Source organism: Cupriavidus sp. WS, assembly GCF_000395345.1.
GTDB lineage: Bacteria > Pseudomonadota > Gammaproteobacteria > Burkholderiales > Burkholderiaceae > Cupriavidus > Cupriavidus basilensis_B.
Map to the genome: position 1 here is coordinate 1 of NZ_AQPL01000274.1, position 8,845 is coordinate 8,845.

Below are 8,845 nucleotides of genomic sequence, written 5' to 3' on the forward strand. Positions count from 1 at the left end.
GCGGCGGGGGCATCGCCGGCGGGTGCGGGGGCTTGCGCCGCCGCACCGTCTTGCTTGGGACTCATATTGTGTTTCCGGACCCGCTGCCGATCAGCGGGCAAATATCACAGGCTGAACAGGCGCAGCGCCACCGGCGAGCCGGCCGGCATGCCGCGCGCGTCGAGCTTGTCGTAGAGCGCCTGCAACTGGCCGAAGATGGCGACGAAGGAGGCCTCGCTCAGCGGCCGCATGTTGTCGTCCACCAATTGTGCGCCCATGCGCTGCGCCAGGCTGTAGCCGTATTCGCACACGGTCTTGAACGGCTTGGTGGCCTGTGCCGCGGACGGCACGTCGAGCAGCAGCGTGATCTGGCGCCCGGCCTTGGCCGTGAGATCGTCGCGCAGGAAGTTGGTGTCGCCGAACTGCAGCGTGAACAGCGCGCGCTGCACGCCGTCCGCGCCCGCCTGGTAGCGCGTGAAGCGGGTGCCGTCGCGCGACAGCACCAGGCCGTCCTGGGTGGCCACGGTCTGCACGTAGGCGGCCGACCACGGCGCGCCGTCGGAAATCACGTTGACGCCGAGCTGCACGTCGCAGCCGGCGGCGAAGGCATCGAGCTCGCGGCCGTTGGCCACGGTCTCGCTCATGTCGGGCAGCTCGGCGGAGGCGTCGAGCGACTCGGCCAGCGCTTCCACCGCGTTGACGAACTCGGAGAATTCCAGCGCGTTGAGCGCGCCGCCGCGGTTGGCCAGTTGCACCGCCACCTGCAGGTCTTCGTACTGGTGGCCGGCGGTGACGGCTTCCCAGGCGTTGGCCTCGGCGCGCAGGCCTTCGAGGTGCACCTGCTTGGTCCCGGCGCGGCGCAGGCGGCCGGTCAGCGGCAGGATGCGGTCGCCGGACTGCTTGCGCTCCAGGTGCAGCGGCACGATGCAGTCGATCAGCGGATCGATCACGGCCGGCGCGGGCTGGCCCTCGGGCACCAGCGGCTCGGGCTGGAGCGGCGCGCGCGCGCTGCCGGCCTGCGCGCCGGCTTGCGCATGTGCCTCGGCGTGGGCCTCGGCATGGGCTTGCGCATGCGGTTCGGCGGCGCCGGCATCTTCGGCATGCCCGGCCGATTGTTCCGCGTCCGCGGTCTCGCCCTGCACCTCGGCGACATGGGCGGCATGGGCGGCATCCGTGGCATCGGCCGGCTTGTGCCGGGCAGCCTTGCCGGCGGCAGGCGAGGCGGCCAGCGCGACTTCGTCCGCCAGGCTCTGGTCGGCGTCGGCGGAACCCGCCGAGGCGGCCGCCATGCCGGCGGCCACCGAGGCCGCGTCCAGCGGCGAGGCCGACAGCGTGGGCTCGCGCCGCTCGGGCTGGCGGTCGGCGGCCGGCTCGTGCAGCCTGGCGTGGACTTCGGGCGTCACCGCCGGGCTGACCACCGGCTCGCGCATCGGCGGCAGGTCGTCTTCGGGCTGCAGCGCGCGCGGGCGGCGCGCCTTGCGGATCTGCCACTGGTTGTAGGCCACGACCAGCAGCAGCAGGACGATGCCTGCGACGATGAGGGCGGTCTGTAGCGTCATGCTGCCTCCGCCATCGAGATCGCTGCGTCCATGTCGACCGCGACGATGCGCGACACGCCTTGTTCCTGCATCGTCACGCCGATCAACTGGTGTGCCATTTCCATTGCGATCTTGTTGTGGGAAATGAAGACAAACTGGGTCTTGTCGGACATGCGCGCCACCATGTTGGCGTAGCGCTCCGTGTTGGCGTCGTCCAGCGGCGCGTCCACCTCGTCGAGCAGGCAGAACGGCGCCGGGTTGAGCTGGAACATGGCGAACACCAGCGCGATCGCGGTGAGCGCCTTCTCGCCGCCCGAGAGCAGGTGGATGGTGGAGTTCTTCTTGCCCGGGGGCTGCGCCATCACCTGCACGCCGGCGTCGAGGATTTCGTCGCCGGTCATGATGAGCTTGGCCTGGCCGCCGCCGAACAGCGACGGGAACAGCTCGCCGAAGTGGTGGTTGACCTGGTCGAAGGTGCCTTGCAGCATGGCCCGCGTTTCCTGGTCGATCTTGTGGATCGCGTCTTCCAGCGTGGTGATGGCGTCAACCAGGTCGGCCGACTGCGCGTCGAGGAAGGTCTTGCGCTCGCGCGCCGCGGCCAGTTCGTCGAGCGCGGCCATGTTGACGGGCCCGAGCGCGTTGATGGCGTTGTTCAGGCGCGTGACCTCGCCTTGCAGGTAGGACGGCTTGAGGTCCGGCGTGAGCTTCTCGGCCAGCACGGCCTCGTCGACCTCGGCGGTGGTGAGCTGCTCGGTGAACTGCTCCTGGTTCAGGCGCGCGGCCTGCTCCTTGAGCTGGTATTCGGTGATGCGGTCGCGCAGCGGCTGCAGGCTGCGCTCGGCGGCCAGGCGCTGGTCGTCGAACTGGCGCAGTTGCGCCGACAGCGCGTCGAGCTCGGTGCGCGCGGCCTGGAGCTTCTCCTCCTTCTCGGCGCGGCGCTCCAGCGCTTCCTGCAGGCCGGTGTGGGCGGTCTGCTCGTTGATGGTCTCCAGTTCGGCGCGCGCGTCCTCGAGCGACTGCTCGAGCCGCTCGGACTGGTCGGCGGCGGTCTGGATGTTGCGGCGCAGCTCCTCGATGCGGCTGGCCAGGTTGCGCTCGGCGAACAGCGCTTCCTGCGCGGCGCGCTCGAAATCGCGCAGCTGGTGGCGCGCCGACGACAGCTTGCTGTCGAGCGCCTCGAAGGCCATCTGGTGGTCTTCGTGGGTGGCCTGCATCTCGGCCAGCGCGGCGTCGTGCTGCTCGAAGCTGGCTTCGGATTCGGCGCGGATGGCGCGCTGCTCCTCGATCTGCGCGCGGATTTCTTCCAGTTCCTCGCGGATCTGGCCGCTGCGCGCGGCGTAGCGCTCCATCGCCTGCGACAGCTTGAGCACGTCCATCTGCAGCGCGTGCACGCGGCGCGTGGCCTGCTCGCTGCGGCTGCGCGCGTCGATCAGCAGCGCGCTGGCGTGCGTGTAGGCCGCGTCGGCGCGCACCGACTGGCTCCTGGCCTCGTCGGACAGCAGCATCTGCGCGCGCGCCTGCTTCTGCAGGTTCTCGATCTCCTGCTCGCGCGCCAGCATGCCGGCCTGCTCGGAATCGGCGGCGTACAACTGCACCGCGTTGCGCCCCACCAGGTGCCCTTCGGCCACCACGAAGCTGGCGCCCTCGGGCAGCGTGGCGCGCGCGGCCATCGCCTGGGCCATGTCGGTGGCGGTGTAGATGTCGGCCAGCCAGTCCTGCATCACGGCGCGGATGCCGGGCTCGGTGATCTGCACCAGCGCCATCAGCGGGCGCAGGCCGGCCGGGGTATCCTGCGGGCGCGCGGCCGGCGGCGGCGAATAGAAGGCCAGCTTGGCGGGCGGCGCGTCGGACAGGAAGGACTGGATCCAGTCCAGGTTGGAGACTTCGAGCGCGGCGAGCTTCTCGCGCAGCACGGATTCCAGCGCGTTTTCCCAGCCCGGCTCGATATGGAGCTTCTTCCACAGGCGCGGCAGCTCGGCCAGGCCGTGCTTTTCCAGCCACGGCTGTACCTTGCCTTCGGTCTGCACGCTTTCCTGCAACTGCTTGAGCGCGGACAGGCGCGCTTCCAGCGCGGCGATGGCGGCGGCCTCGCCCTGCACGCGCTCCTGCGCGGCGCGGCGCTCGCCGTCCAGGCGCGGCACGCTTTCCTCGGCGTCGGCCAGGATCGCCTGCGTTTCTTCCTGCACGGCTTCCTGCTCGGCCAGCTCGGCGCGCAGTTCTTCAAGACGGATTTCGTCGGGGCGGTCGAGGCCCTTTTCCTCGCCGGACAGGCGCTCGCGGCGCTGCTCGAGCTGCTGCAGCATCTGGTCGGCGCTGCGCTGCTGCGCGGCTTCGAGCTTGAGCGCCTGCTCGGCCTGCATGATGCTGGCGCGCTGCTCGTTGGACAGCGCCTGGGCGTCGCGCCACTGGGCTTCCAGCGTGGGCAGCTCGTCGGTCTTGTGCGCCACGGCTTCCTGCGCCTCCACCGTGCGGCCCTCGGCCACGGCGAGCTCCTCCTCGGCCCGCGCGAGGTCGTCGGTGGCCTGCTCGGACTTGCCCTGCCACTGCTCGCGCTGCGCGGTGAGCGCGGCGATCTGCGCCTGCACGCGGTTGCGCGACTCGACCACGTAGCGGATCTCGGCCTCGAGCTTGCTGACTTCGCCGTTGGCCTCGTACAACGCGCCCTGCGCGCTGTGCATATTGTCGGATGCCGCGTAATGCGCGGCGCGCATGGTTTCGAGCTCGGCCTCGACGTGGCGCAACTGCGCGGTCTGCGCCTCGAGGTCGATCTGGGCCTGCTCGATGGCGCGCTGGTGGCGTTCCTGCTCGGCCTGCGCCTCGCGCTTGCGCAGCAGCCACAGCAGGTGCTGCTTTTCCTCGCCGTCGGCCTGCAGGGTCTTGAAGCGCTGGGCCACCTCGGCCTGGCCTTCGAGCTTCTCGAGGTTGGCGCCGAGCTCGCGCAGGATGTCCTCGACGCGGGTCAGGTTCTCGCGGGTGTCGGACAGGCGGTTCTCGGTCTCGCGGCGGCGTTCCTTGTACTTGGACACGCCGGCGGCTTCCTCGAGGAAGATGCGCATGTCATCGGGCTTGGCCTCGATGATGCGCGAGATCATGCCCTGCCCGATGATGGCGTAGGCGCGCGGGCCCAGGCCGGTGCCCAGGAAGATGTCCTGGATGTCGCGCCGGCGCACCGCCTGGTTGTTGATGTAGTACGAGGAGGTGCCGTCGCGCGTGAGCACGCGCTTGACGGCGATCTCGGCGTACTGGCTCCATTGCCCGGCGGCGCGGCCGTCGGGATTGTCGAACACCAGCTCCACGCTGGCGCGCCCGGCCTGCTTGCGGGCGGTCGAGCCGTTGAAGATGACGTCCTGCATGGACTCGCCGCGCAGCTCGGAAGCGCGTGACTCGCCCAGCACCCAGCGCACCGCATCGATGATGTTCGATTTGCCGCAGCCGTTGGGACCGACGATGCCGACCAGCTGGCCGGGCACTTGAAAATTGGTGGGATCGACGAAGGACTTGAAGCCCGCCAGTTTGATCGAGGACAGTCGCACGGTTGGTCGTGGGGTATCTAGGGTATTGCAGCGTTCAGGGAGGCCGGGCCAGCGCAGAGGCGGGCGGCGCGGGCCGCATTGGGGCGCGCGCCGGGCTCTTGTGCCCGATAGTTGGCGCTAATCATACCATCGCCCCTTCCGCGCCCGGGCGCTTTCAGGGACCTTTCAGCGACCTTTCGGCGCCGCGGAAGAGGCCGTTTCCCCGGCGGCTTTGCACCCCTTCCGATTCACTTTGTGCGGTCCGCGCCCTACACTCAGAGCAGACATCGCGCGCCCGGCGCGGGCCGCCCGTGCGTGGCGGCAACGCACGGCGCGGAACCGGCGGGAAACTTCCGAGGGTTAGTGCTAGTCTCTCCCTTGTCAGCGTGATCCCTGATGCCCATTGCAGTCAGCCCACTAGTCAGCCCCCGTTGCAGTCAGCCCCATTGCAGTCAACCCCTGTCCGGCGGGCAGGTGACGCAGACGGCGTCTCCGGCCCAACGCGGAGCCCTGCTCCGCGCTTCTCCTGGGAGTGTTCAGCATGACCGCCTCTATTCCGGCGAACTCAGACGAAAGCGTGACCGGCCCCGCCGCCGGCGATGCAAGAAAACGGATGCCCTGGTCCATCGGCGAGATCGACTTCGCCGCCATCGACGTGGCGCGCGTGCGCCCGGACCGCGAACTGTTCTACCTGCTGGTGTCCGCCTCCTTCGTCGAGAGCGGCTCCGACACCTACGCCGGCAACCTCGCCACCTACTACGCCGCCAACCCGGAAGCCTCCGGCTGGCTGGCCGAGCACTGGGAAGCCGAGGAGCTGCAGCACGGCCTGGCGCTGCGGCGCTATGTCGAGCACGTGTGGCCCGAATTCGACTGGGAGCGCGGCTACGCGCGCTTCTTCGAGGAATACCGCCACACCTGCTCGGTCGACAACTTCGAGCCCTCCGAAGCGCTGGAGATGGCCGCGCGCTGCGTGGTCGAGACCGGCACCGCGGCGCTCTACCGCTCGCTCGAGCAGGCCAGCGACGAGCCCGTGCTGCGCGACCTGACGCGCCGCATCGCCAACGACGAGGTGCGCCACTACAAGCATTTCTACCGCTACTTCAACACCTTCAACGGCGTCGAGCGGCTCGGCCGCTGGCGCGTGCTGGGCGCGCTGGTGCGCCGCCTGCTGGAAATCAAGAACGAGGACGCGGAGATCGCGCTGCGCAACGTGCTGCGCATCGAGCGCGGCACCGAGGACATTCCGCAGAAGGACGTGCGCCGGCTCAATTCCCGCGTCAGCGCGGTGATCCGCCGCAACCTGCCGATCGAGATGACGGTGAAGATGCTGCTGCGCCCGCTGGACCTGCACGCCGGCGTCGAGCGCGCCATCCGCAAGCCGCTGGTGGCGCTGGTGTCACGGGCCGTGCTGCACTGAACGCGGCCCGGCGCCCGCCCTATTGGAAACAGGGACAGATGCGGCGGGCAGGTTACGCATGAACGCGGAAAAGACCGCCGGCATGGCGGCCGGTCGATGACGGCAAAGGAAAAACGGCAGGGAAAATGCGGGAGGGAACGGGCCGCGGCCACTTGGGCGGGCCGGCCGGAAAAGCCCGCCAGGCCCGCGCCCCGCGCGCGGGAACGCCCGCCAATCCTCTATAATGTCCGGCTTTGAGCCTTGGCCCTGGCGGCCCGAACCTGACCGTGAACCCCCGACTCGACCTGCTCCAGCCCTACCCGTTCGAGAAACTGCGCGTGCTGGTGGCCAACGTGAAGCCGAACGCCGCGTTGCCCGCGATCAGTTTCGGTATCGGCGAACCCAAGCATCCCACGCCCGCGTTCATCAAGCAGGCGCTGGCGGACGCGCTCGGCGGGCTGGCGAATTATCCCACGACGGCCGGTTCCGACGCCCTGCGGCAGTGCATCGCCGCGTGGCTCCAGCGCCGCTACGGCCTGCCCGCGGTCAACCCGGCCACCGAGGTGCTGCCCGTGACCGGCTCGCGCGAGGCGCTGTTCGCGTTCGCCCAGACCGTGGTCGACGCCAGCCGCCCCGGCGCGCTGGTGCTGTGCCCGAACCCGTTCTACCAGATCTACGAAGGCGCGGCGCTGCTGGCCGGCGCCACCCCGGTGTTCGCCAACAGCGACCCGGCGCGCAACTTCGCCCCGGCCTTCGACCGCATTCCGGCCGAGACCTGGGCCCGCGTGCAACTGGTCTACGTGTGCTCGCCCGGCAACCCGACCGGCGCGGTGCTGTCGCTCGACGACTGGCGCGAACTGTTCGCGCTGTCGGACCGCCACGGTTTCGTGATCGCCTCCGACGAGTGCTATTCGGAAATCTATTTCAAGGAAGGCGAGCCGCCGCTGGGCGCGCTCGAAGCCGCGCGCAAGCTGGGCCGCGCCGAGGGCGCGCATCCGTTCGAGCGGCTGATGATGTTCTCCAGCCTGTCCAAGCGCTCCAACGTGCCGGGCCTGCGCTCGGGCTTCGTGGCCGGCGACGCCGCCCTGCTGAAGAAATTCCTGCTATACCGTACCTATCACGGCGGCGCCATGAACCCGGCGGTGCAGGCCGCCAGCGTGGCGGCCTGGAACGACGAGGCCCACGTGCGCGACAACCGCGCCGCCTACGTGCGCAAGTTCGCCGAGGTCACGCCGATGCTGGCCGAGGTGCTGGACGTGGCCCTGCCCGACGCCGGCTTCTACCTGTGGGCCGACGTCTCGCGCACCGGCCTGAGCGACACCGAATTCGCCACCCGCCTGCTGGCCGAGCAGAACGTCACCGTGCTGCCCGGCAGCTACCTGGCGCGCGAGGCCGGCGGCGTCAATCCCGGCGCCAACCGCGTGCGCATGGCGCTGGTGGCCACGCCCGAGGAATGCCTGGAAGGCGCGCGCCGCATCGTCGCCTTCTGCCGCTCGCTCGGCTGAACGCCGCGCCCTCGGATTTCACCGTAGACAACGATCAACCACTGAAAACACGCATATGACGCAAGCACTGCAAGCCCTGATCGACCAGGCATGGGAAGACCGCGCCAGCCTCTCGCCCAAGTCGGCTCCCAACGACATCCGCGAAGCCGTGGCCAACGTGATCGGCCAGCTCGACGCCGGCGCGCTGCGCGTGGCCGAGAAGCAAGGCCGCGACTGGGTCGTCAACCAGTGGATCAAGAAGGCCGTGCTGCTGTCGTTCCGCCTGGAAGACAACGCGCCGATGAGCGCCGGCGGCTTCGCCCAGTTCTACGACAAGGTGCCGACCAAGTTCGCCGGCTGGAGCGCCGACGACTTTGCCCGCGGCGGCTTCCGCGTGGTGCCCCCGGCCGTGGCCCGCCGCGGCTCGTTCATCGCCAGGAACGCGGTGCTGATGCCCTCCTACGTCAACATCGGCGCCTACGTCGACGAAGGCACGATGGTCGACACCTGGGCCACCGTCGGCTCGTGCGCGCAGATCGGCAAGAACGTCCACCTGTCCGGCGGCGTCGGCATCGGCGGCGTGCTCGAGCCGCTGCAGGCCAACCCGGTCATCATCGAGGACAACTGCTTCATCGGCGCGCGCTCGGAAGTGGTCGAGGGCGTCATCATCGAGGAGAATTCGGTGATCTCGATGGGCGTGTATCTCGGCCAGTCGACCAAGATCTACGACCGCGAAACCGGCGAGGTCCACTACGGCCGCGTGCCGGCGGGCTCGGTCGTGGTGGCCGGCAACCTGCCCTCCAAGGACGGCAAGTACAGCCTGTACTGCGCCGTGATCGTCAAGAAGGTGGACGCGCAGACCCGCGCCAAGACCAGCCTGAACGACCTGCTGCGCGGCGACTGATCGCGCCTTGCCCGGAGCGGCGGCGGGAGGAT

At 69.6% G+C, this 8,845-nt stretch carries 5 protein-coding genes; 3 read left to right on the top strand and 2 right to left on the bottom strand.

The window, feature by feature from the left end; all coding sequences use genetic code 11:
* Positions 1-104 precede the first annotated feature (104 nt).
* Together K206_RS0122055 and smc are read right to left on the bottom strand one after the other, a co-directional pair.
* Positions 105-1,538: a cell division protein ZipA C-terminal FtsZ-binding domain-containing protein gene (locus K206_RS0122055; RefSeq protein WP_020204561.1), complete on the bottom strand. Its 1,434-nt coding sequence runs from the start codon at positions 1,536-1,538 to the stop codon at positions 105-107.
* Positions 1,535-5,050, bottom strand: coding sequence for a chromosome segregation protein SMC (gene smc / locus K206_RS0122060; RefSeq protein WP_020204562.1), 3,516 nt, complete (start codon positions 5,048-5,050; stop codon positions 1,535-1,537). Before smc ends, K206_RS0122055 begins: the two co-directional genes overlap by 4 nt.
* A gap of 592 nt (positions 5,051-5,642) precedes the next feature.
* Between smc and K206_RS0122065 the strand changes: the two genes are divergently transcribed.
* The 3 genes from K206_RS0122065 (at position 5,643) to dapD (ending at position 8,813) form a co-directional block, all read left to right on the top strand.
* Positions 5,643-6,446: a ferritin-like domain-containing protein gene (locus K206_RS0122065; protein ID WP_020204563.1), complete on the top strand. Its 804-nt coding sequence runs from the start codon at positions 5,643-5,645 to the stop codon at positions 6,444-6,446.
* 266 nt (positions 6,447-6,712) lie between these two features.
* Positions 6,713-7,930 carry a succinyldiaminopimelate transaminase gene (gene dapC / locus K206_RS0122070; RefSeq protein ID WP_020204564.1) on the top strand — a complete coding sequence of 406 codons (1,218 nt, stop codon included), beginning with the start codon at positions 6,713-6,715 and terminating at the stop codon, positions 7,928-7,930.
* 55 nt (positions 7,931-7,985) lie between these two features.
* The gene (gene dapD, locus K206_RS0122075) at positions 7,986-8,813 is read left to right on the top strand and encodes a 2,3,4,5-tetrahydropyridine-2,6-dicarboxylate N-succinyltransferase (RefSeq protein ID WP_020204565.1); all 828 of its coding nucleotides are present in this window, start codon (positions 7,986-7,988) and stop codon (positions 8,811-8,813) included.
* Positions 8,814-8,845: the final 32 nt, after the last annotated feature.